The following is a 22,068-nucleotide window of genomic DNA, read 5'->3' as shown; positions in this document are numbered from 1 at the left end:
GTCACGGCTCCTCCAGCGGGGTGACCTCGTCCGGCTGGAAGTAGCGGAACCTGCCCTGGGCCCGCCACAGGTCGGCGCCGGGGTCGTCCTCCACCGTCACGGCGAGGTGCACCGAACCGTCGACGTCGTGCAGCACGGCCTCGACGACGGCGGTGCGCCCGTGCAGGAAGAGGTCCTGGGCGTCGGTGCGGCGCTGCCCGGGCCGGAGCAGCACCCGGCTGCCGGCGCCCACTTCGCGGCCGTCGACCACCACCCGGTCCCGGTCGGGGTCGGCCTCCGATTCGGCGGCCGGGTCCCACCAGGGCTGTTCAGGTGCGTTCCCGGTGATCTCACGCAGGCCCCGGACGGCGCCGTGCAACCGCTCCAGCACCTCCGGGGGCATCGAGTCGGCGAGGTCGATCACGGCGCCCGCCCGGTCGTCCGTGCCCCGGGCCTCGCGCTTCTCGCGGTCGGTCAGGGCGGCGGTGCGCAGTGCGAGGATCTCGTCGATCTCGGTCGCGTCGTAGAGCGCACCGGGGCTCTCGGGCGCGACGTGCGGGTGGTCCTCCAGGATGATCGGCGAGGAGAGCACCACCTGGCCCCGGCCGGGCGGGCCGGCCAGGACGGGCCAGGTGTGCTCGTTGCGGCACTGTCCGGCGGCCGACCGGGCCCACTCGGGCGGGTCCGTGACCGACAGGAAGGATCCGCGGTCGAGTCCGAGCAGCAGGTGCGCCGAGACCAGCGCGCGCGGCAGCGCCGCGTCCCGCCGGGCCTCGGTCGGCGGCGTCCAGTCGGCGGTGTTCTCCACCACGACGGTGAGCCTGCGCACCGCGTACGGGCCCGGCACCTCCTGCGTAGCGAGCCGCAGCAGAGCGTCGACGCGTTCGCGTCGGCGCAGTACCCGGCCGACCGGCACGCCGTCCTCGCGGAGCGACTCCATCTCCTCGCAGGCCGGCAGGTCGAACCTCCGGACGATCCCGTCACCGGCCAACTCCTCTACCGGCACGAGGAGTTCGATCCGTTCCTCGACGCCCTCGTCCCAGGGGACGAGGACCCGGTCGGCGAGCTCCAGCGCGTCGACCGACTCGAACCCGCCGGCGGCGGTGGCGCGTTGGACGGTCCGGCGCTGGGCCCGGAGGAACCGCAGCTCCACGGCGAGCCGGTCGCCGGGGCGCGGCTCCATCAGGCACTCGGTGCGCTGGTGGGAGTGTTCGCCGCTGTCCTCGCCGTACCCGGGCGGGACGAGGACGCCGAACTGCCAGCGCAGCCGGTTCTTGGCCGCCGACGCCCGGTAGGGGTAGAGCACGTAGCCCTCGAACAGGACGGCGTCGGCGATCTGCCGGGCCTCCGCGAACCTCCGGTCGACCTCCTCCGGGAAGACGCCGCCCGGCGCACCGGCCCGCAGAGCGCCGACACCCGGAGCAGCCGCACCCGGAGCGCCGACACCCGGAGCGCCGGCTCCCACGGCGGTCATCGGAGGGCCCCCGCGGTCTCGGCCGCGCCCAGCAGGTCGCGGACGGTGGCCTCCCAGGACGGCAGGGCCCGGCGGGAGCGGTAGGCGAGCAGCTCCGCCATCAGGTCGCCCGGCAGCCGCAGCCACCCGCAGCCCGGGAAGTGCTGGTCGATCATCTCCCGCCAGACCTGTACCGGCATCCGCACCGTGGCCTCGCGGTCCCAGGGCACCGGGGCGACCTGGAACCCGCCGGGCCCGGTGAACGCCGTGCCGGAGAACAGCAACAGCAGCGGCACGTCGCCGCCGTCCAGCGCCGCGAGGTAGCGGGCGCAGGCCACGTCCATGTCGTAGGTGCACGGGACGACCAGGTCCGCCTCGGTCTCGCCGGTGAAACCCGGGACCATCAGGGGGACTTGGGCGAACTGGACCGGGTTCAGGGTGCTGCCCCAGCGCGAGCGCTCGCCGAACAGGTCGACCAGCCGCTCGCCCTCGGCCTCGCCGTAGGAGCGCCGGGCGGGTTCGATCCGCAGCTGGCAGCGGAGCGCCAGGGCGTGGACCGCCGTCCCGGCGGGGGCGGTGATGCGCAGCCGGAAGAGCAGCGTCGGCCCGGCGGCGTGGGGGTCGGCCCGCACCCCGGTGCAGGCGAACGAGAGGGCGGTCACGAGACCGCCTCCGCCCGCAGCGGCCGGGCCCGGTCGGCGACCCGGGTGAAGAAGGCGTCCAGCTCGGCCCGGGCCTCCTGGCCGCCGTCGAACCCCTTCCAGCACCGCCGGAGCCGTCCGACCAGTTCGTAGCAGGCGTCGATCGGGACGAGGAAGCACCGGACCTCGTCCGCCGCCGTCCGGCGCAGCAGCAGCGCCTCGACGTCGGGGCGGAGTTCGGCGGCGAGCCGTCCGCCGCCGAGCGCCTCCTGCCAGGCCGCCTCGTCCGGCTCGCTCTCGGTCGCCCCGCCGGGGCCCGGGTAGAGCAGCACCAGCCGGTCGTGCCGGGAGTTGCGGAACACGAAGGCGGTGCCGACCGGGACGCCGAGTGCCGTCCACTCCCGGTCGCCGAGCCGGTGGTCCGGGTCGGTCAGGTAGCGGTCGGGCACGGTGCGGTAGCGTCCGCCGGCCGCGCCGGGCTGCTGGAAGAGCAGCGAGCACGCCGTGCAGACGCAGGTGAGGGCCTGTTCCTCGGTGTCCACCAGGTGGCGGTGGTCGACGGGGACGGCGCTGCCGCAGAACGCGCAGCGCTCCGGCTGCGGGGGTGCCGGCTCGCGCAGCCGCCGCAGCAGGGCGGTGCCCGGCCGGGTGAGTCGACGGGTGCTCATCGCACCTCCGCCGGGGCCGCGGGCCGGGTGCCGATCTGCAGCAGCTGCGGGGCCTGCTCCAGCTCCACCGCCGTCACCTCGGGGGCGTGGCAGGCGAGGGCGCCCTCGATGTCCTGCTCGGTGCACCCGCAGCCGCTCCTGGAGCGGCGCACCCGCAGGCTGCCGGTCGCGGTGTCGAAGGCGACCACCTCGACGGGCTCGGGCAGCTGGGCGAGCGCGCGGGCGATCCGTGCGGTGATGTCCTCGGGGTGGAGGTCGTGGAGCACCAGCAGCCCGGCCACCGCCGGGTCGTCCAGCAGCCCGGCCAGGGTCCGGGGCGGCAGCGCGCCGACGAGCCGGGCGAGCCCGTCGCCGTAGAAGGCCATCAGCTCGCGGACGAGCTGTTCGCCCGCCGCCTGCGCGCCGTCGCCGGCGAGCTCGTCGAGGGCTTCCTGGATGCGCAGTCCGGTCTGCTCCGCCGTCATGCGGTGAGCCCGCTCAGGCCCGTCGGCACGTGCATCTTCTGCACGGTCCGGCCGCCGCCGACGTACATGTGGACGCCGCAGGGCAGGCAGGGGTCGAAGCTGCGGACGGCGCGCATGATGTCGATGCCCTTGAAGGTGTCCGGCGGGTTCTCCTCGAAGATCGGCGTGTTCTGCACCGCGTCCTCGTAGGGGCCGGGCGTGCCGTAGCTGTCGCGGACGCTGGCGTTCCACGGGGTCGGCGGGTACGGGTGGTAGTTGGCGATCTTGCCGTCCCGGATCACCATGTGGTGCGACAGGACGCCGCGGACGGCCTCGGTGAAGCCGCAGCCGATGGACTCGTCCGGGACCTCGAAGCGCTCCCAGGTCTGGCTGCGGCCGGCCCGGACCTCGTCGAGGGCCTTCTCGGCGAAGTGCAGGGCCGCGGCGGCCGCGTAGGCCTGGAAGTAGGTGCGGGCGCGGTTGCGCTCGATGGCGTTGCTCCACTGCGGGATCTTCCACTCGAAGGTGACCTCGGGCTTGGTCATCGAGCGGGGCAGGTTGATCTGGACGCTGTGGCCGGTGGCCTTGATGTAGCCGATGTCGACGAGGCCGGAGAGCGCGGTGGACCAGAGGCGGGCGATCGGGCCGCCGCCGGTGTCGAGGGCGAGGTGCTCGGTGCCGTCGAACCAGCGCGGGGACATCACCCAGCTGTACTTGTCGTCGAAGTTGCGCTTCTGCGGGGCGGGGATGGTGTGCTGGTTCCACGGGTGCCGCGGGTCGACCGGGTTGCCCAGCGGGTCGTGGGTGACGAAGAGCTCCTTGCCCTGCCAGTCCTCGTAGTAGGAGCTGCCGAGCAGGATGCGGATGCCGAGGTTGATCCTCGTGAGGTCGTTGGTGACCAGCTTGCCGTCCACGACGACGCCCGGGGTGACGAACATCTTCCGTCCCCAGTCCGTCATGTTGCGGTAGGTGAAGTCGCAGTGGTCCGGGTCGTTGAGGCTGCCCCAGCAGCCGAGCAGGACGCGGCGCCGGCCGACCTCCTCGTAACCGGGCAGCGCCTGGTAGAAGAAGTCGAAGAGGTCGTCGTGCAGCGGGACGACCTTCTTCATGAACTCCACGTAGCGCATCAGCCGGGTCAGGTAGTCGGTGAAGAGCTGCACCGTCGCCACCGTGCCGACGCCGCCCGGGTAGAGCGTGGAGGGGTGCACGTGGCGGCCCTCCATCAGGCAGAACATCTCCCGGGTGTAGCGGCTGACCTGGAGGGCCTCCCGGTAGAACTCGCCCTCGATCGGGTTGAGCGAGCGCATGATGTCGGCGATGGTCTTGTAGCCGTGGTCGCCGGCGTGCGGGGCTTCGGTGCGCTCGGCCAGCTCCAGGACGCCGGGGTTGGTCTCGCGGACCATCTTCTCGCAGTAGTCGACCCCGACCAGGTTCTCCTGGAAGATGTTGTGGTCGAACATGTACTCGGCGGCCTCACCGAGGTTGATGATCCACTCACCGAGATGCGGGGGCTTCACCCCGTACGCCATGTTCTGGGTGTAGACGGAACAGGTGGCGTGGTTGTCCCCGCAGATGCCGCAGATGCGGCTGGTGATGAAGTGCGCGTCGCGCGGGTCCTTGCCGCGCATGAAGACGCTGTAGCCGCGGAAGACCGAGGAGGTGCTGTAGCACTCCGCGACCCTCTTCTGCTTGAAGTCGATCTTCGTGTGGATGCCCAGGCTGCCCACGATCCGGGTGATCGGGTCCCAGGACATCTCCACCAGGCCGCTGCCGTCGCCGGTCGCCTTGGTCGTCGGTGCCATCGTGTCTGTCGTGCCCTTCTGGAAGCGGGAGGGTCGGCGGCGCACGGGCCGCGGACGGGGTGGGCGGCGGAGCGGCCGCGGACGCTTGAGGGGGTCAGCGGCTGAGCGGGCCGCACGCACGTGGTGCGGCGGCCCGCCGGGTCACCACGGGGGTCGGTAGCCGGTCGTCAGCTTGCGCCCGGTGTGGCGCCACTTCGGTTCCTTGTCGACGGTGTCCATGGTGATCGAGCGCAGTGTCCGGATCACCGCGCCGTACGCCGAGGAGGCGCCGGAGGAGATCCGGGAGCCGGGCGGCGGGTCCATGAACGGCATGAACTTGTCCGGGAAGCCGGGCATGGTGCAGGCGATGCAGATGCCGCCGACGTTGGGGCAGCCGCCGATGCCGTTGGTCCAGCCGCGCTTGGCGACGTTGCACTTGACGACCGGGCCCCAGCAGCCGAGCCGCACCAGGCACTCCGGTGTGCCGTAGTCGGTGGCGAACTGCCCCTGCTCGTAGTAGCCGCCGCGGTCGCAACCCTCGTGCACGGTGGCGCCGAACAGCCAGGTCGGGCGGAGCTTGTCGTCCAGCGGGATCATCGGCGCGGAGCCGGCCAGCTGGTAGAGCAGGTAGGTGAGCGTCTCGGCGAAGTTGTCCGGCTGGATGGGACAGCCGGGCACGCAGACGATGGGCAGTCCGGCCTTGGACTTCCAGCCCCACCCGAGGTAGTCGGGGACACCCATGGCGCCGGTCGGGTTGCCGGCCATGGCGTGGATGCCGCCGTAGGTGGCGCACGTGCCGATCGCGACGACCGCGGTGGCCTTGGGCGCGAGCCGGTCGAGCCACTCACTGGTGGTGATCGGCTGGCCGGTCTCCGGGTCGTCGCCGAAGCCGCACCAGTAACCCTCCTTCTTGATGCTCTCGTTCGGGATGGAGCCCTCGACGACCAGGACGAACGGCTCGATCTCGCCGCGGTCGGCCTTGAAGAACCACTCCACGAAGTTGTCCGCGCCCTGCACCGGGCCGCACTCGAAGTCGATCAGCGGCCAGTGCACGGCGATCTTCGGCAGGCCGGGCAGCGCGCCGGTGACGATCTCCTCGATGCTCGGCTGCATGGCGGCGGTCAGGGAGACCGAGTCGCCGTCGCAGCTCAGGCCCGCGTTGATCCAGAGAATGTGCACCACGTCGGTGTCGGTGGCGCTCGTTTCCGCAGCACCCATGAGGATGCCTCCTCAGAACTGGAGCCGGACAAAATGGCTCGAACCAGTCATAGCAGCGGTTGCTCCCGCCCGCCGGTCCACGGAGCCGGGCGAGCACCCCGAAGGGACGCAAGCCCGGGCGGCCGTTCGGGTTACGGCGCCACCGGAGCGGGCCGCCCGACCGCCGTGGCGGCGTGCGCGGGTGACGGGTGCTTGCGGACGAAGGCGGCGCGCAGCGCGTGGTAGGGCGAGTCGGGGGCGAAGAACTGGCGGTGCATCACGGCCAGCTCCTCGGACCGGTAGTCGGCGAGCGGCTTGGCGGACTCGTCGGCCTCCCGGGCGGCCTTCTTGGCGGCGATCCGGGCCTGCACGGCCGGTGAGGCGGCGAGCAGTCCGGCCAGCCGGAGCGCCTCGTCCCCGAACCCCTGCGGGGTGCACGGCAGTACCCGGTCGATCAGCCCGCTCCGTTCGGCCGCCGCGGCGCTCACCGGGAGCGCCTGCCCGGTGAGCCGACCGGCCTCGGCATCGCCGACCCGGCGCGGCAGGGTGTACGTCCAGTACTCCGAGCCGTGCAGGCCCATCAGGCGGTAGTGCGGGTTGAGTACCACGCCCTGCCGGCACCAGACCTCGTCGGCCGCCAGCGCCAGCATCACCCCGCCCGCGGCGGCGTTCCCGCCGAGGGCCGCGACCACCAGGCGGTCGGTGGTGGTGAGGATCCGCGCGACCAGGTCGTCGATGGCGTTGATGTTCGCCCAGGACTCGGCCGCCGGGTCGGCGGCGGCCTCGATCACGTTGAGGTGGATGCCGTTGGAGAAGAAGTCGCGGCCACCGCCCAGGACCAGCACGGAGGTCGGGCGGGTCAGCGCGAAGCGGTAGGCGTCCAGCAGGCGGTGGCAGTGCGCGGTGCTCATCGCGCCGCCGGGGAAGGAGAACCGGAGCAGGCCGACGGGGCCGTCCTCCCGGTACCGGATGTCCGACCAGACCGGGTCGTCCGGCGCCGGCATCAGCGGCGCGGCGGCCTCGGGCAGGCTCGGCAGCGCGTCGCCCAGCGCCGTGACGGCGGGCAGCTTGATGCCGGCCGCGTCACCCGTCCGGCCGCGCCGCCGCAGTTCGGGGATCCAGACCGCGCCGTCGGCGGTCGCCCGGCAGATCGCCCCGGCCCGGGTCGCCAGCAGCTCGCCGGGGCGGCCGCGGAGTCCGCGCTCGGGGTGGCCGCCGTGCAGGAACCACTCGTCCCCGAGCAGTTCGTCGAGCACGCCGGGTCGCGAGTCCGCCGCGCGGAGCCTGCGCACGGCGGTGTCGGTGGTGTCCCGGGCCCAGTCGATCCGCCGCACCTCCTGCCGCAGGTACGGCCGGGTGTGGTCGGGCACCCGCCAGTCGGGCCCGCTCTGCGGGCGCGGGGCGTACGCGCCGGAGCCGAACCGCTCCACGGCCAGGAGCACGGCCGCCACCGCGGCGTCCGAGACCTCGTTGCGGTAGAGGTCGCTCTTGCCGACCGGCGGCAGCGGGCAGGCGGCCTCGGCCCAGATGTCCCCGGCGTCCATCACCTCGTCGGCCTGGAGCACCATCACGCCCCAGTCGGCCGCTCCCTCGTGGATCGCCCAGTCGAGGGACGACGGCCCCCGGTCCCCCGGCGGGCCCGGGTGCACGACCAGGCACGCCACCGCCGACCAGACGTCGCGCGGGAGCGCCGTGCGCAGCATCGGCGCGACCACCAGCTCCGGCGCGGACCGCCGCACGGCGGCCCGGAGCCCGTCGTCGTCCCGGGCGAGGTGGACGTCCACGGTGTGCCGCCGGTCCCGCAGCTCGGCGTGGACCCGCTGGGTGAGGCTGTTGTACGCGCTCGCGACGAGCAGGATCCGCATGTCCGACTCCGGCTGTGAGGCACCTGGGAACCCGGCGATCATCCGCCCCGGCCCGCCTCCGCCCGGCCGCACCGCGCCGCCCGTTCACCCGCCCGGCGGGTACCGTCCGACGGACCGGGCGGTCCGACGGGGCGTCGGGCCGGGCCCCGGGCCGGGCGCCTGGCGGGGCGCCCTCCCGGTGGCCGGCCCGGGGCCCGGCCGGGTGCGCCGGCGGGTGCGGGCAGCGGGTGCGGGCAGCGAGCGCGGGTCCGGGACCCGGTGCGCCCCGGTCCTTCGCCGTCCCACCGGGCGCGGTCCGGTGGCCGTCCGGCGTGCGGAGAGGTTGCATGGGGTGACCGAGTCCCAGAGATCGGGAGGCTGCCGTGTACGAGATGTGGGCCGAGCAGGACCCCGCGGTCACCCCACCGACCGTGGTGTGGCACGTGGTGGCGAAGGACGACGCCTCGACGTCCCTCTGCGGGCGTTTCCTCGAACCCGCCCAGCGGGTGGTACCGGCCACGGACGGTTCGGAGCCCGCGCCGCCCGACCGGTACTGCGACCCCTGCCTGGTGACCGTCCGGGAGGCCATGACGGCGGCCGCCCGGTAGCCCGGGCGGCCGGGGCGGCCGGGGCGGCCCGGCGGATCGTTTCGGGCCGACGGGTGCGGGCCGGCGGCCGCCCCGCGCGCTACCGGCCGTCCGGGCGCTGGGTGAACGCCGCGCGGTAGGCGCTGGGGGTGAGCCCGGTCCGCCTCACCAGGTGTTGGCGCAGGGAGTCGGTGGTGGCGAGCCCGCTGAGCCGGGCCACCCGGTCCATCGGCAGGCCCGTCGTCTCCAACAACTCCTGGGCCCGGACCACCCGCTGGTGGAGGAGCCGCTGGAGCGGGCTGAGGCCGGTCTCCCCCTGGACCCGTTCGAACGGGTCGCCGCCGACGCCGCCGACCCGGTGCGGCCGACCGAACTGACCCGCGGGGCGGCGGCGCTGGTCGACTGCGCCATGCCGGCCTACGACCGGGGGCCGTCCGAGTTCCCACCGCTGGCCGCCTCGCTGCCGGCGGCGGCGGAGGACGGCGGAGCCGACCACGTCATGCTCGGCAACACCTACGGCTACGGCCCCGTCGACGGGCCCGCCGTCGAGGACCTCCCGATGGCACCCACCAGCGTCAAGGGCCTGGTCCGGGCCCGGATCTGGCAGGACGCGCTCGCCGCGAACGAGGCGGGCCGGGTGCGGGTCACCGAGGTCCGGGCGAGCGACTTCCTCGGCGCCGGCGCGCACTCGCCGTTCACCCTCATGGTGGAGCCCAGGCGCTGAGCGGTGCGCCGGTCCACTACCCGGGAGACCTCGATGCGCCGCACAGCTGGACCTACACCGGCGACGCGGCCCGCACCCTGGTCGCCGCCGCCCGGAACGAGAAGCCCTGGGGCCTGAGATGGCCACTGCGGCCACCGCGTCGACGGATTGACGGAGCGTCAGGGCGATGCGCCACCCTGCGGGGAGGCCGGCTCCCGGGCTCCCCGCAGGGCGGTGACGGTCACACCGTCGTCGCCGCCCGGGCCCCGGTGGCGGCCGTCAGCTCGGCCACCAGCCGGGTCGCGAGCGGCACCGCGACCGCGTGCCGCGCCGCGGAACGCAGGAGCGCCCCGCCGACGGCGTCGAGCTCCAGCGGCCGGCCGGCCTCGGCGTCGCGCTGCATCGAGGACTTGGCCCCGGCCGGGAACGCGTCGTACAGCGCCAGGGTCCGCTCGGGGTCCGCGGGTGCGCCACAGGCCCGGCTGACGGCGGCGGCCTCCTGGACCAGCGCCGCCAGCTCGGCCCGGCGCTCGGTCCGGACCCGCCCGATGGTGAGCCCGTACCGGGTGGTGAGGAGCGCGAAGGGCGCGAGGAAGGCGAGCTTGGCCCAGAGCGCCGACGACTCGTCGGCGATCACCCGGGTCTGCACTCCGGCGGCCCGGAGCATCCCGGCCGGCCCGGCCAGCAGCTCGGACGGCCCGGCCAGGTCGATCTCGGTGAACGGGCTGCCGTGCTCGACGACGCCGACCGCGACCCGGGTCGACTCGACCCGGACCACGCCCGCGGCGACGCGCTGCGCGCCGAACCGGCGGCGCAGCTCGGCCACGTGCTCGATGCCGTTGAGCAGCGGGACGACCAGTCCGTCGGCCACCGGACCGGGCGGCACCCGTTCCAGGGCGGCCGCCAGGTTGGTCTGTTTGACCGTCACCAGGCAGAGGTCGACCGGTTCGCGGAGCTCGGTGTCGGCCTCCACCGGGGCGGTGAACTCGCCGAACTGCGCGCTGCGCACCCGGATCCCGTCCTGGCGCAGGGCGTGCGCCGTCGTCCCGCCGGCGATGCAGACGACCCGGTGGCCGGCGCGGGAGAGCAGCGCGGCGAGCAGGCCGCCGACGCCGCCGGGGCCGAGCACCGCCACCGTCGGGCGACGGCCGGGGTCGGCGGGGGTTGATGGGGTGGTCAAGTGAGACTTCCTCTCGGCGTGTTGCGGGTCGGCACCCACCTGCCTCCGCCTCGCGTCCGGATCGCGCGGAGGTACGGCGGGTTGCCGCCCTTGGCCATGCAGCGATGATCGATCCGGAGCCAACCCCAAGTCAATCCACCGGTTTACTGGGGAACACCCAAGCGTTACCTTGGGTTGCCGTGACTCTTGACGACCTCCGCGTCTTCGCCGCGGTCTGCCGGGCCGGCTCCCTGAGCGCCGTCGCCCGCGACCTCTCCTGTACGCAGTCCGCCGTCAGCCAGCATGTGAAGCGGCTGGAGCGGGAGTTGGGCGTCAGCCTGATCGAGCGCCATCCGCGCGGGGTCGTGCCGACCCAGGCCGGGCGCCTGCTGCGGACGGCGGTCGCCGACGGCCTCGGCGGGATCGACCAGGCGGTGCGCCGGATCGGCGAACTCGCCGACGGGGCGGGGGGATCCGTCCGGATCACCACCGGATCCACCAGCATCCGGCACTTCATGTCCGCGGCCGTCGTCGACTTCCGCCGGTGCTTCCCGCAGGTCAGCCTGGAGTTCCAGACCGAGACCTCGAACCGCAGCTGCTTCGACGCGCTCGCCGCCGGCCGGGTCGACCTGGCCTGGATCACCCTCGGCTCCCCGGTCCGCGGCATCGAGCAGCGCGCGGTGGCCGAACTGCCGTGGGTGCTCGCCGTCGCCGACGGCGATCCGCTCGCCGCCCGGGACGCCATCGAGCCCGCCGACCTCCAGGACGCCCGCCTGATCGGGCTGCCGCAGAACTCGGCCTCCCGCTCCCAACTCGACTCCTGGCTCGCGGAGTACGGGATCCGGCCGGTCTTCGACACCAGCGTCGCGGACTGGGACACCGCCATCCTGCTGGCACAGTTGGGGCTCGGCCACGCCATCGTCCCCGCACTGCCCGACTGGCAGGCCCCGGGCCGCCGGGGGCTGCGGCTGATCCCGGTGCCGGCGCTCCCCGTCCTCACCGCCGGCTGGGCGGTCCGTCACTGGGACACCCTCACCCCGCCGGCCCGCGCCTTCGCCGACACCGTGGCCCGGCACTGCGCCCGGGGGCCCGCCGGGACCTGAGCCGCTGCGGATGGGGCCCGAGCCGCGGCGGGTGGGGACACCCCCGCCGCGGTGCGCCCGGCCGGCCACCCCCACCGCCCCCGCCGCGCGCCCGGTCAGAGCTGCGGCGTGCGGTGGAGCGAGATGAGCAGCCGCCAGACCTGGTGGGCGACCAGCTCCGGGTCGGCCTCGATCCGGCCGTGCAGCCAGTCCGCGAGCACCCCGGTGAACGTGCCGGCCACCGCCGAGGCGACCAGGTCCGGCGCCGGGGCTCCCGCCAGCGCCCGCTCGGTGCGACTGCGCTCGCGCAGCTCCTGGCGGAGCACCAGACCGAGCGGGCCGCCGCCACCCGGGGTCAGCAGGGCCCGGTAGAGGGCGGCGTGCGGCACCAGGGCGGTGAAGAACCCGGTGAGCGCGGCCGGCGGGGTGGCCGGGTCGGGGATGCCACGCCAGGCGTGCAGCGCGTCCACCGCCTCGCGGACGATGTCGGCGCAGGCGTCCACCGCCAGCGCCTCCAGGTCGGCGTAGTGGACGTAGAAGGTGGCCCGGCCGACGCCCGCCCGGCGGACCAGCGCGGCGACGCTCACCTCCGCCAGCGGGCGTTCGGCGCACTCCGCCAGCAGCGCCCGGCGCAGGGCGGCCCGGGTGCGCTCGGCCCGGGGGTCCTGGGCGGCGTTCATCGCGCCAGCAGGACGGCGCCGAGGGCGAGCGCCCCGGGCAGGGCCTGCGCGATGAGGATGCGCCGGTTGGCGGTGGCCGCGCCGTAGAGGCCCGCCACGATCACGCAGGCGAGGAAGAAGACCTGCGCCTGGAAGCCGGTCGGCTCCCCGGCGATCAGGCCCCAGACCAGTCCGGCGGCCAGGAAGCCGTTGTAGAGGCCCTGGTTGGCGGCCAGCGGCGCGGTGGTGCGGGCGAGTGCGGCGTCGAAGCCGGAGAGCTTCCGGCCGGGGGCGCGCTCCCAGAGGAACATCTCCAGCACCAGGAAGTACGCGTGCAGGGCGGCCACCAGCCCGACCAGGACATCTGCGGTGATTCGCACCGTCGCCTCCGATTTCATGGACAGGCGTCCATCATAGCTGGACAGGTGTCCATGAAGTCCACCTGGCGGCGGAGCCCGCACGGCGAAGGCCCCTAGAAACCGCCGTGCGCCGAGGGCCTTGGCATGCCGGTGTCGCTACGCGCCCGGCGGGTCGACGATCCCGTCGAGCAGGGCCCGGACCGTCGCGGTGGCGAACTCCTCCGCGGAGACCGGCCGGAGTGCACCGTCGGGGGCCTCGTCGGCGTAGAAGAGCTCCAGGAACGCCCGGTGGAAGCAGGCGCCGATGAGCAGCATCGCGGCGGCGTCCGGGTCGGTGCCGGCGGACACCCGGCCGAGCCGCTGCTCGGCCCGCAGGTAGTCGGCGAGGTGGGAGCTGACGTGGTGCGGACCGGCGTCGCCGAGCTTGCGACGGTGGGCGGCGAGCAGCTCCGGGCTGGCGAAGAGCGATCCGGCCATCGGGAAGGACTGGCGGTAGAACGGCACCGCGACCCGGACGACGGCCGCCAGGTGCTCCTCGACCGAGCCGTGGCCCGCGCGGCCGGGCAGCTCGGCCACCGCGTCGGCCAGCCGCGGGGCGCGTTCGCGCAGCACCCGGACGAAGATCTCCTCCTTGTCCCGGAAGTGCTTGTAGAGCGCCGCCTCCGAGCAGCCGGCCGCGCGCGCGATCTCCTTCGTGGTGGTGCGGGTGAGCCCCACGGTGGCGATCAGGTGGGCCGCGGCGTCGAGCACCCGGGCCCGGGTGCGCGCCGCGCCGGTCAGCGGCTCGGCGGCCGCCGGTTCGTTCACGCCGTCTCGATTCACGGCAGCCAGCCTACCTTGACAGGTGGGTGAGCACTCACCCACCATCGGAAGTGAGCATTCACTCACCCCCGGGGAGGAGTCATGAGACTCACCGTTCTCGGCGCCACCGGCGGCGTCGGACGCCATCTGGTCGACCACGCGCTGGCCGACGGCCACCAGGTCACCGCGGCGGTCCGCGACCCGGCCCGGCTGCCGGTCCACCACGAGCGGCTGACCGTCGTGACGGCGGACGCCCTCGACGCCGCTTCCCTCCGGCCGGTCGTCGACGGCGCCGACGCCGTGCTCTCCGGCATCGGCGCGTCCGGCCGGACCGATCCGCTCAAGCCGGCGTCGACCTCGGCCCGCGCCGCGGTCGCCGCGATGGCCGCCACCGGCGTGCGGCGGCTCCTCGTGGTGAGCGCCGCACCGCTCAACCGCACGGGAGCCGGGCAGACCCTGCTGACGGGGAAGGTCTTCTCGCCGCTGCTGTGGTCGGTCCTCAGGGACGTCTACACCGATCTCGAAGCGATGGAGCGCGTCCTGCGGGAGAGCGGCCTGGAGTGGACGGCGGTGCGGCCGCCGCGGCTCACGGACAGACCGGGCCGCGGCCGCTACCGGCACTCCGTCGAGTCCGGCCCGCCCGGAGCCTCGGTCGCGCGCACGGACGTCGCCCGGGCCATGCTCGACTTCGTCACCGCCGAGGAGACCTACCGCCACGCCGTCGGGGTGAGCGCCTGACCGGCCCGCCGGGGGCGGGCCGGTCAGGGAGCCGGGCCGGAGGGGGAGCGGCCCGATCGGGGAGGCCGACCCGCCGGCGAGCCGCCGGGGGCACGGCGGTTCGGCGCCGGGGGCACAGCGGGTTCGGCCGGCTGGGGCGCAGCGGTTCAGCGGTTCAGCGGTTCAGCGGTTCAGCGGTTCAGCGGTTCAGCGGGCGGGGGCGCAGCGGCTCGGCCGGCGGGGCGTCAGGCCTTCGACTGCCAGTAGCGGAACTCCTCGACCGGCTCGCCGTCGAGCTCCCACGGCCAGGCGGTGACCGCGTCACCGATCAGGGCGAAGGTGTCGGCGCTCTCGCGCGCGCGGCCGGCCTGGGCCAGGGCGTAGGCGAGCAGGTTGAGGTCGGCCAGGGCGGCCGCGTGGCGGAGGTGGCCCGGGCGGGGCCAGTCCCGCAGCGCCCCGTCCAGCACCCGCACGGCCCGGTGGTTCGCCCACTGGCGGCGGACCAGCAGCGCCTCCACGCCGCCCTGGGCGGTGGTCCGGGAGTGCTCGTCGACCAGCGCGGCCAGCTCGACTCCGACGGCCGGCGCGGCGGACGGCACCGATGCCCGGACCGTCTCGACGAAGTCCATCTGGCTGCTGCGCGAACCGCACTCCTCCGGCGACAGGTAGCGCAGCATCTGCAGATGGGCCTCCCGGTTCCAGGGGTCGCGCGAGGTGATCTCGCCCCAGACCGCGAAGAGGTCGCGCGAGTCGGCACGCATCACCCGCAGGATCCCGAGCAGCACCACCCAGGGGGCGGGGTCGCCGGGGACGGCCTCGGCCGCGCGGTAGCAGAGCTCACCGGCGGCGCGGGCGTCGTCCATCCGTCCGGCGTGCCGGCCGCGGACCATTTCGACCCACGCCTCGAAGACGAGCGCGTCGGCGCTCTGCGGCCGGCGTATGCGCCAGGACCGCCCGAGCCCCGACCGGGCCGAGGCCTCGGCGAGCACGGCGAAGCGGTGGGTGCGGCGGTCCCAGTCCGTACCGGGTTCCTGAAGAATCCGCTCGACCTGGTCGATCTGAATGGCATCCTGTCCGGGCATCCCGGGGGAATTCAGCATTCGCCGCACACGACCGAGCTTGACATCGTCGAGTTCCGGGCGCAGGCGCGGGCCGGAAGCCCTAAGTCTTCCAAAGATCGACACGCGCCGCAGCCTAGGGCCCCGTGCCGAATTTCGGATACCCCCCGGACAGGAATCGTTATTCCGCCGTTTCCGATGACCCCGCGGGCCCGCACGGTGACCGGGAACGGGCGGGCCACCGGCGCAAACGCCACCGGGGGCGGCGACCCGGGCACCATCGGCTTCCGTTCCGGGCCGCCGGAATCCGGAGAGCGGCGACGGTTGCAGTTCGCACCAATGGGACAAGCGGTTGCATTTCACACCTGCGGCCCGCACAGGAATTAACGGGGCCGCCGCACAGCGAAAGGACCCGCCGACGTGGCTGCATTTCCGGCAGGACCACCGGCCGGGAGATCTGACCGAATATCAGCACGCAACTCGCCGCGGCACGAACGCCGCCCGGCCGCCGTGCCGCGGCCCCGGCAACCCATGGCGCGTCAGGCTTCGCGGCGTCAGCCGGTCCGCGGAGCCCACCGACCGCGGAGCCCACCGCCCGCGCCCCACGTCAGAGGTGGTCGACGCGGGGCGCGGATGCCGGCCGCTCGTCACGCCCTACGGGCGAGGAAGAGGTCGCTGAGGTGCAGCATGTCGATCCCGCCGCCACGGGCGTCGAGCAGTCGGGCGGTCTCGGCCAGGGCCTGTTCGCGTCGTTCGGCGGGCAGGACGCGGTACGACGAGACGGAGGCGAGGAAGGCGAGGTAGCGGTCGGTCCCGTAGTGGACGTCCTGGCGGAAGCGGAAGGCGCGCAGATCGGTGAAGCGGCCGTCGCCGCGGCACTCGGCCTCCGGCCAGAAGTCCTCCTCACCACTGCCGGCCTCGACACCGTAGGACGAGGCCGGCACGTTGTGCGGTGAGGTGGCGACGCCGTGGCGGCGGTCGATGTCGGCCAGCTCGGCGTACAACCCGGCGTCCACGACTCCGTGCGGGTTCCAGAACAGGGCCACGGCGCCGCCGGGTCGAAGGGCGGCGTGGACCGCGTCCCAGCGCCGCCGCGGGTCCACCCAGTGCCAGGACGTGGCGGCGAACAGCAGGCCGAAGCGGCGGCCGTCCGGCTCCCACTCCTCGAACCCGCCGACCTCCACCTGCACCCGGGGGAACCGCGCGGTGTTGCAGCGCAGCACCTCGGCCATCCGCGGATCCGGCTCGACGCAGGTCAGGGGCACCCCGCGAGCGGCGAAGAGCGCGGTGGCCTTGCCGGTGCCGGCGCCGACCTCCAGGGCCGCGCCCTCGCCGAGGTCCGCGTAGGCCAGCACCTCGGACACCAGGGCGTCCGCGTAGGCCGGGCGCCCCGCGTCGTACAGCCGGGCGGCTTCGCCGAACACCCTGCCGAGGGCCCGGTCGGGCGACGTACCGGCGTGTTCCGCGGAACCCATGAGCAACCCCCGACTCCTCGACCGACGGGCGGCCACCCTACCGAGGACGGTGCCGCGCGGGCCAGCACGATTCCGGCTCCCACCGCCCCTCCCCCGTGGCCCGGACCGCCGCGCTGTGCCGTCGCCGGTTCGGAGGCAGATCCGGTCCGTCCGCACGGTGCCCGACCCCGACGAGCCCGGCTCACGTCCGAGAGCCCGCTGCCGGCCGGGGCGAAGCCGGAGAGCCAGTGGGAGGAGCACCGCTCCTGGGAGCGTGCGCGCCGGTACGGGGAGCAGGGCCCGGAGCGGTGACGGGACGAGCCGGGCAGCGGCTCGTCGCTCGACGACCGTCCCGTTCGTGAGAGGCTTGCCGGCCATGGGCGAGAACACCGCGGGAGGGACCGCGACGGCTGCACCGCTGCTCGTGGTGGACGCCGCCAACGTCGTGGGCTCGGTCCCCGACGGCTGGTGGCGGGACCGGCGGGGGGCCACGGAGCGGCTGCGGGACGCCCTGGCCGGGATCTCCGGCGACGGGCTGACGGGCCCCCACCCGGGGGCGCCGGAGTGGTCGCGCACCGGCCCCCTCGACGTCGTCCTCGTCGTGGAGGGGGCGGCCCGCGGGGTGGCGCCGGTGCCCGGGGTCCGGGTGGTCGCCGCGTCCGGCAGCGGCGACGACCGGATCGTCGAGCTGGTGCGGGCCGCGCTGGCCGCCGACCCGCACCGCGACTGTCTCGTCGTCACCGCCGACCGGGAGCTGCGCGGCCGGGTCACCGCACTCGGTGCGGAGGTGACCGGTCCGCGCGCCGTCCGGCCGGCGTGACCGCGCCCGGGGCCGGGCGCCGGGGCCGGGCGCCCGTCAGCTGCCGAAGTAGCCGAGCGCGCCCAGCGCGCAGACCCCGCCGGCGCCCATGAAGACCGGCGTGAGCACCTTGAGCTCCACCCAGCTGCCGGCCCGGAAGCGCATGCCCTTCGGCGGGCCGACCGGGTACCAGCGCTTGCGCCCGATCGGGATCGGCCAGAACACCGGGCAGCCGGAGACGGTCAGCGCGTCCCCCAGGCAGTGCACCAGGGCGCCGAGCGCGACCGGCAGGCCGATCCACAGGTACTGCTGCCCCGGCTGGTCGAACAGCCACTGCGAGCCGTTGCCCGGCCGGTCCAGCACGTCGGCGATCACCCAGGCGCTGGTCGCCCCGAGCAGCCAGACCAGCACGTCGCTGGAGACCCGGGCGTGGCGCCAGAGCAGTCCCTCGATCGCGAGCACCATGTGGACGAAGAGCACCGCCAGCACGCCCCAGCGTCCGCCGTACACCGCGGCCGCGGCCGCCCCGGCGCCGCAGAGCACCGCCCACACCCAGGTGTGGGTCAGCGTCCGGTGCCCGCCCGAACGGCGCGGGTCGCCCTTCATCCGGGTCGCCTTGTACGTCGCGTACGAGAGCTTGTCGATCACCTCGCACAGCGTGCGCGAGACCGGCCCGAAGGCCCGGGATATCGTCGCCGCCTTGTGGTCGAGGTCCGGCGCCAGCGCCGCCCCCGCGCAGATCAGCGCGCCGGCCAGGAGCACCGGCCACGGCATCGGTTCGCCGAGCCCTGCCGCCACCGCGCCGACGCCCAGCCACGCCGCCGCTCCCGACAGCGAATGTGCCGGACCCATCATGATTCAGACTCCCGTCCTCGTTCCCGTGCCCCCTGCGAGGACCTGACGGGGCCGCAGCATATCGGCACATGATCGGCTCACCGACCGCCCTCCCCCCGGGCCCGCGGCCCCTGGGCGGCGCCCCCTACCCGGCGGCCCCTGAACGGCGGGCCCCGAGCGCCGTCCGTGCGACGGCCGGGGGCCGGGAGGCCGTCCCGGCGGGCGCCGCGCCGCGGCCGGCGACCGCGTCCCGGCGTGCGGCCGGGGCCCGGCGGGCGGAGCATGTAGCCGTCGAGCGGAGTACGGAGTACACAGTGAGCACGGAGATCCCCACCCCGGCCACCGGCGACCTGGTCGTGCTGAGCAGGGTCAACAAGCACTTCGGCGAGCTCCACGTCCTGCAGGACATCGACCTGACCATCGCGCGCGGCGAGGTGGTCGTGGTGATCGGCCCCTCCGGCGGCGGCAAGTCCACGCTGTGCCGCGCCATCAACCGTCTGGAGACCATCGACTCCGGCGAGATCTCCATCGACGGCCGGCCGCTGCCCGCAGAGGGCCGCGAGCTGGCCGCACTCCGGGCCGACGTGGGGATGGTCTTCCAGTCCTTCAACCTGTTCGCGCACAAGACCGTGCTGCAGAACGTGACGCTCGGCCAGATCAAGGTCCGCGGGAAGGACCGCAGGGCCGCCGACGAGCGGGCCCGCCGGCTGCTCGACGAGGTGGGCGTCGCCACCCAGGCGGACAAGTACCCCGCACAGCTCTCCGGCGGCCAGCAGCAGCGGGTGGCGATCGCCCGGGCGCTGGCCATGGACCCGAAGATCATGCTCTTCGACGAGCCCACCTCCGCCCTCGACCCCGAGATGATCAACGAGGTGCTGGAGGTCATGCGCCGGCTCGCCCGGGACGGCATGACCATGGTGGTGGTCACCCACGAGATGGGGTTCGCCCGTTCGGCGGCCAACCGCGTGGTGTTCATGGCGGAGGGCCGGATCGTGGAGGAGACGACACCCGATCGGTTCTTCAGCAACCCGCGCAGCGAACGCGCGAAGGACTTCCTCTCGAAGATCCTCCACCACTGATCGGGCCAGCCCATGAGCACCAGAGATGATCAAGGGATGATCACATGAAGCTTCGCAAGGTCACCGCGGCGGCCGCCGCCGCGCTCGCGCTCACCCTGGCCGCGGCCGGCTGCAGCTCCGACGGCGGCGGCGGCACGAGCAGCGGTACGGGCAGCGGCGCGGCGACCGGCGCGAGTGCCGGCCCGAGCGGCGGCAAGATCACCGTCGGCATCAAGTTCGACCAGCCGGGCATCGGTCTGAAGACCCCGGACGGCACCTACACCGGCTTCGACGTCGACGTGGCGACGTACATCGCCAAGCAGCTCGGGTACCAGCCCGACGACATCGTGTGGAAGGAGGCCAAGAGCGCCGACCGCGAGACGCTGCTCCAGCGCGGCGACGTCGACTTCATCGCCGCCTCGTACTCGATCACGCCCGCGCGCGAGGAGAAGGTCGACTTCGCCGGCCCCTACCTGCTGGCACACCAGGACGTCCTGATCCGGGCGGACGACACGTCCATCCAGAAGCCCGAGGACCTCAACAACAAGAAGCTCTGCTCGGTCACCGGCTCCACCTCGGCGCAGAACGTCAAGACGCGCATCGCGCCCAACGCGCAGCTGCAGGAGTACGGCGGCTACTCGGAGTGCCTGACCGGCCTGGAGAACAAGGTGATCGACGCGCTGACCACCGACGACTCGATCCTCGCCGGCTACGCTGCGCAGCCCGAGTTCAAGGGCAAGTTCAAGCTCGGCGGCTTCAAGATGAGCGACGAGAACTACGGGATCGGCGTGCAGGAGGGCAGCGAGCTCAAGGCGAAGATCAACACCGCGCTGGAGCAGATGGTCCAGGACGGCTCCTGGGACGCGGCCGTCAAGAAGAACTTCGGGCCGGCCAACTATCACAACGAGCCCGCCCCGAAGATCGGTGTCATCGTCACCCAGACGGCGACGCCCTCGGCGACGTGACGCCCTCTCGGCGTGCCCCCGGCGTGTGCCCGTTGCGGCGCGCCGCCCCCGACGGCGGCGCGCCGGCTGATCGGGTGACCCACCCCCCACCGACGCCGGAGCGTCCTCCATGCGAAAGGCCGGGAGACCGTGTTCGACTTTCTTGAGGGTTACGACCTGCTGGGCGCCTTCTGGGTGACGGTGCAGCTGACCTTCTACGCGGCCGTCGGCTCGCTGGTCTGGGGCACCCTGCTCGCCGCCATGCGCGTCAGCCCGGTTCCCCTGATGCGGGGCTTCGGCACCGTCTACGTCAACGTGGTGCGGAACATCCCGCTCACGGTGATCATCGTCTTCACCTCGCTGGGCCTGTTCCAGACGCTCGGCGTCACGCTCGGCGCCGAGAGCTTCAAGGCGATCGACTTCCGGCTCGCCGTACTCGGCCTGACCGCCTACACCTCGGCGTTCGTCTGCGAGGCACTGCGGGCCGGCATCAACACCGTGCCCCTCGGCCAGACCGAGGCCGCGCGGGCCGTCGGCCTGCGGTTCACCCAGGTGCTGACGCTCATCGTGCTCCCGCAGGCCTTCCGCTCGGTGGTCGGTCCGCTGGCGAACGTGCTGATCGCCCTGACCAAGAACACCACCGTGGCGGCCGCGATCGGCGTCGCCGAGGCCGCGGCGCTGATGCGGGTGATGATCGAGAACGAGGCCCAGCTCCTCCTCATCTCCGCCATCTTCGCCTTCGGGTTCATCTGCCTGACCCTCCCGACCGGGCTCTTCCTCGGCTGGGTGGGCAAGAAGGTCGCGGTGCGCCGGTGACGTCCTCCCGGTCCACGCTCTACGACGCCCCGGGGCCGCGGGCCAGACGGCAGAACCTGCTGCTCACGGCGGTGTTCCTGGTCGCCCTCGCCGCACTGCTCTGGTGGGTGGTGGGCAGTCTCTCGGACAAGGGCCAGCTCGCCTGGGCGAAGTGGCAGCCCTTCTTCACGGACCCCCGGGTCTGGGAGACGTACCTCCTGCCGGCGCTGAAGAACACGCTCATCGCCGCCGCGCTCGCCATGGTGATCGCGCTGCCGCTCGGTGCCCTGTTCGGCATCGCCCGGCTCTCCGAGCACCGGTGGGCGCGCTGGACGGCCGGCACCGTCGTGGAGTTCTTCCGCGCCATCCCGGTCCTGATCCTGATGCTCTTCGCGAACGCGGCCTACAGCGAGTTCACCGAGGTCAGCCCGGACACCCGGCCGCTGTACGCCGTGGTGACCGGCCTCGTCCTCTACAACGCCGCCGTGCTGGCCGAGATCGTCCGGGCCGGGATCCTCGCCCTCCCCCAGGGCCAGACCGACGCGGCCAAGGCGATCGGCATGCGCAAGAACCAGGTCATGCGCTACGTGCTGCTGCCGCAGTCCGTCACCGCGATGCTGCCGGCGATCGTCAGCCAGCTGGTGGTCATCGTCAAGGACACCGCGCTCGGCGGCGCGCTGCTCGGCTTCTCCGAGCTGCTGGCCTCGGTGCGCCCGATGAGTGCCAACTACGGGGCGAACACCATCGCCTGCTTCACCGTGGTGGCGGTGCTCTTCGTCCTGCTGAACATCGCGCTGACCTCCTTCGCCGGCTGGCTGGAGGGCAGGCTGCGGCGCGGCAAACGGTCCACCGGCGCGGTGGTCACCGCCGACGCGGTCGAGGAGCTGGCCACCCCCGGCGAGCACCTGGGCCACGACGACCTCGACGACGGCCGGTCCCCTCCCTAGCGCTGACTCCCTAGCGCTGACGCCGGACCGCCCGGCCGAGCTCGCCCCGCCCGGTGCGGGGGAAGCGGGTGGCGCCGCCGTCCCTCCGTCGTTCGGCCCGCGTCGG

The 22,068-nt window shown here is 73.9% G+C and carries 23 protein-coding genes and 1 pseudogene; 9 read left to right on the top strand and 15 right to left on the bottom strand.

From position 1 onward, the window contains the following. Position 1 precedes the first annotated feature (1 nt). The 7 genes from RMN57_RS36285 to RMN57_RS36255 form a co-directional block, all read right to left on the bottom strand. A complete protein-coding gene (locus RMN57_RS36285; protein WP_313767553.1) occupies positions 2-1,453 on the bottom strand; it encodes a hypothetical protein in 1,452 nt (483 codons plus the stop codon). Further along, positions 1,450-2,094, bottom strand: a complete 645-nt coding sequence (locus RMN57_RS36280) for a DUF6084 family protein (protein WP_313767552.1) — start codon at positions 2,092-2,094, stop codon at positions 1,450-1,452. Before RMN57_RS36280 ends, RMN57_RS36285 begins: the two co-directional genes overlap by 4 nt. Further along, entirely contained in the window at positions 2,091-2,741 is a 651-nt protein-coding gene (locus RMN57_RS36275) for a DUF5947 family protein (protein ID WP_313767551.1), read from the bottom strand. The genes RMN57_RS36280 and RMN57_RS36275 overlap by 4 nt, the downstream gene beginning before the upstream one ends. After that, positions 2,738-3,205 (bottom strand): thioredoxin, encoded by a 468-nt coding sequence (locus RMN57_RS36270; protein ID WP_313767550.1) that lies wholly within the window; start codon positions 3,203-3,205, stop codon positions 2,738-2,740. Before RMN57_RS36270 ends, RMN57_RS36275 begins: the two co-directional genes overlap by 4 nt. Continuing rightward, positions 3,202-4,986 carry a nickel-dependent hydrogenase large subunit gene (locus RMN57_RS36265; RefSeq protein WP_313767549.1) on the bottom strand — a complete coding sequence of 595 codons (1,785 nt, stop codon included), beginning with the start codon at positions 4,984-4,986 and terminating at the stop codon, positions 3,202-3,204. Before RMN57_RS36265 ends, RMN57_RS36270 begins: the two co-directional genes overlap by 4 nt. Positions 4,987-5,127: 141 nt before the next feature. Then, a complete protein-coding gene (locus RMN57_RS36260; protein WP_313767548.1) occupies positions 5,128-6,183 on the bottom strand; it encodes a hydrogenase expression protein HypE in 1,056 nt (351 codons plus the stop codon). A 131-nt stretch (positions 6,184-6,314) separates the two neighbouring features. Continuing rightward, positions 6,315-8,027, bottom strand: a complete 1,713-nt coding sequence (locus tag RMN57_RS36255; protein ID WP_313767547.1) for an enoyl-CoA hydratase-related protein — start codon at positions 8,025-8,027, stop codon at positions 6,315-6,317. Positions 8,028-8,389: 362 nt separating this feature from the next. Between RMN57_RS36255 and RMN57_RS36250 the strand changes: the two genes are divergently transcribed. After that, complete coding sequence (locus tag RMN57_RS36250; RefSeq protein WP_313767546.1) at positions 8,390-8,614, top strand: hypothetical protein; 225 nt, start codon at positions 8,390-8,392, stop codon at positions 8,612-8,614. Positions 8,615-8,693: 79 nt separating this feature from the next. Here RMN57_RS36250 and RMN57_RS36245 read toward each other — a convergent pair. Next, positions 8,694-8,918, bottom strand: a pseudogene (locus RMN57_RS36245) (helix-turn-helix domain-containing protein); the annotation flags it as partial. Here RMN57_RS36245 and RMN57_RS36240 point away from each other — a divergent pair. Beyond that, on the top strand, positions 8,871-9,317 hold the full coding sequence (locus tag RMN57_RS36240; RefSeq protein WP_313768094.1) for a hypothetical protein: 447 nt from the start codon (positions 8,871-8,873) through the stop codon (positions 9,315-9,317). The pseudogene RMN57_RS36245 and the gene RMN57_RS36240 sit on opposite strands and share 48 nt — an antisense overlap. 220 nt (positions 9,318-9,537) lie before the next feature. Here RMN57_RS36240 and RMN57_RS36235 read toward each other — a convergent pair whose 3' ends face one another. Continuing rightward, a complete protein-coding gene (locus RMN57_RS36235; protein ID WP_313767545.1) occupies positions 9,538-10,476 on the bottom strand; it encodes a 2-dehydropantoate 2-reductase in 939 nt (312 codons plus the stop codon). A 179-nt stretch (positions 10,477-10,655) separates the two neighbouring features. Between RMN57_RS36235 and RMN57_RS36230 the strand changes: the two genes are divergently transcribed. Beyond that, on the top strand, positions 10,656-11,558 hold the full coding sequence (locus RMN57_RS36230; RefSeq protein WP_313767544.1) for a LysR family transcriptional regulator: 903 nt from the start codon (positions 10,656-10,658) through the stop codon (positions 11,556-11,558). Between the two features lie 95 nt (positions 11,559-11,653). On the opposite strand, the gene RMN57_RS36225 is transcribed toward RMN57_RS36230, so the two are convergent. From RMN57_RS36225 to RMN57_RS36215, 3 genes are all read right to left on the bottom strand, one after another. Continuing rightward, positions 11,654-12,217: a TetR/AcrR family transcriptional regulator gene (locus RMN57_RS36225; RefSeq protein ID WP_313767543.1), complete on the bottom strand. Its 564-nt coding sequence runs from the start codon at positions 12,215-12,217 to the stop codon at positions 11,654-11,656. After that, positions 12,214-12,576, bottom strand: a complete 363-nt coding sequence (locus tag RMN57_RS36220) for a DUF1304 domain-containing protein (RefSeq protein ID WP_313767542.1) — start codon at positions 12,574-12,576, stop codon at positions 12,214-12,216. The genes RMN57_RS36225 and RMN57_RS36220 overlap by 4 nt, the downstream gene beginning before the upstream one ends. Before the next feature lie 135 nt (positions 12,577-12,711). Next, positions 12,712-13,362, bottom strand: a complete 651-nt coding sequence (locus RMN57_RS36215) for a TetR/AcrR family transcriptional regulator (protein ID WP_380236913.1) — start codon at positions 13,360-13,362, stop codon at positions 12,712-12,714. Positions 13,363-13,458: 96 nt separating this feature from the next. Between RMN57_RS36215 and RMN57_RS36210 the strand changes: the two genes are divergently transcribed. Further along, positions 13,459-14,094 (top strand): NAD(P)H-binding protein, encoded by a 636-nt coding sequence (locus RMN57_RS36210; RefSeq protein ID WP_313767541.1) that lies wholly within the window; start codon positions 13,459-13,461, stop codon positions 14,092-14,094. A gap of 224 nt (positions 14,095-14,318) precedes the next feature. Here the strand turns inward: RMN57_RS36210 and RMN57_RS36205 are convergent, their stop codons facing one another. Continuing rightward, complete coding sequence (locus RMN57_RS36205) at positions 14,319-15,155, bottom strand: hypothetical protein (RefSeq protein WP_313767540.1); 837 nt, start codon at positions 15,153-15,155, stop codon at positions 14,319-14,321. A gap of 623 nt (positions 15,156-15,778) precedes the next feature. Further along, entirely contained in the window at positions 15,779-16,606 is an 828-nt protein-coding gene (locus tag RMN57_RS36200; RefSeq protein ID WP_313767539.1) for a class I SAM-dependent methyltransferase, read from the bottom strand. 355 nt (positions 16,607-16,961) lie between these two features. Here RMN57_RS36200 and RMN57_RS36195 point away from each other — a divergent pair, with 355 nt between their 5' ends. After that, positions 16,962-17,405 carry an NTP pyrophosphohydrolase gene (locus RMN57_RS36195; RefSeq protein WP_313767538.1) on the top strand — a complete coding sequence of 148 codons (444 nt, stop codon included), beginning with the start codon at positions 16,962-16,964 and terminating at the stop codon, positions 17,403-17,405. A gap of 36 nt (positions 17,406-17,441) precedes the next feature. Here RMN57_RS36195 and RMN57_RS36190 read toward each other — a convergent pair whose 3' ends face one another. Further along, positions 17,442-18,239, bottom strand: a complete 798-nt coding sequence (locus RMN57_RS36190; protein WP_313767537.1) for a metal-dependent hydrolase — start codon at positions 18,237-18,239, stop codon at positions 17,442-17,444. Positions 18,240-18,544: 305 nt separating this feature from the next. On the opposite strand from RMN57_RS36190, the gene RMN57_RS36185 reads away from it, so the two are divergent. From RMN57_RS36185 to RMN57_RS36170, 4 genes are all read left to right on the top strand, one after another. Next, positions 18,545-19,297, top strand: coding sequence for an amino acid ABC transporter ATP-binding protein (locus tag RMN57_RS36185; RefSeq protein ID WP_380236915.1), 753 nt, complete (start codon positions 18,545-18,547; stop codon positions 19,295-19,297). A 44-nt stretch (positions 19,298-19,341) separates the two neighbouring features. After that, positions 19,342-20,241 (top strand): glutamate ABC transporter substrate-binding protein, encoded by a 900-nt coding sequence (locus RMN57_RS36180; RefSeq protein ID WP_313767535.1) that lies wholly within the window; start codon positions 19,342-19,344, stop codon positions 20,239-20,241. 129 nt (positions 20,242-20,370) lie between these two features. Next, on the top strand, positions 20,371-21,036 hold the full coding sequence (locus RMN57_RS36175) for an amino acid ABC transporter permease (RefSeq protein ID WP_313767534.1): 666 nt from the start codon (positions 20,371-20,373) through the stop codon (positions 21,034-21,036). Then, entirely contained in the window at positions 21,033-21,962 is a 930-nt protein-coding gene (locus tag RMN57_RS36170; RefSeq protein ID WP_313767533.1) for an amino acid ABC transporter permease, read from the top strand. The genes RMN57_RS36175 and RMN57_RS36170 overlap by 4 nt, the downstream gene beginning before the upstream one ends. The last annotated feature ends 106 nt before the right edge of the window (positions 21,963-22,068 follow it).

This window comes from Kitasatospora sp. CM 4170 (genome assembly GCF_032110285.1).
GTDB lineage: Bacteria > Actinomycetota > Actinomycetes > Streptomycetales > Streptomycetaceae > Kitasatospora > Kitasatospora aburaviensis.
The sequence above is the reverse complement of the archived record's forward strand: the minus strand, read 5'-3'. Positions and strand labels throughout refer to the sequence as shown.